Source organism: Leifsonia sp. SIMBA_070 (assembly GCF_046534635.1).
Taxonomy (GTDB): Bacteria; Actinomycetota; Actinomycetes; order Actinomycetales; family Microbacteriaceae; genus Leifsonia.
Genome location: NZ_JAWRYK010000235.1, coordinates 1 through 274, shown reverse-complemented (window position 1 = coordinate 274; position 274 = coordinate 1). Strand labels below are relative to the sequence as shown.

The following is a 274-nucleotide window of genomic DNA, read 5'->3' as shown; positions in this document are numbered from 1 at the left end:
AGCAAAACCAGCAAAGGGCCGTAAAACTCATTGTTTTGCTTACTACGGTACTCAAAAATCTTGAGCTCAATATCAAATGAGAATTTCGCCTTGCGCTCCAGTTCGTTATGTTTTAGCTGACGCACATGTAATCGATAGCTTACAAAACCGCCGATCAAAACACCAATAAAAGCAAAAATTGCCGGATACAGCCGCTCCAATATAGTTTGCTTCAACGATGTCACTTGAGAGCTAACAGCAGTGATATCTTTTGAGACACTGTCTAACCGGCGAC

Annotated in this window: 1 protein-coding gene; it reads right to left on the bottom strand. The window is 42.0% G+C overall.

What is annotated here, in order from left to right; genetic code table 11:
* Positions 1-274: hypothetical protein (locus SB754_RS20170; protein WP_410784150.1), on the bottom strand; the 274-nt coding region annotated here is incomplete at both ends.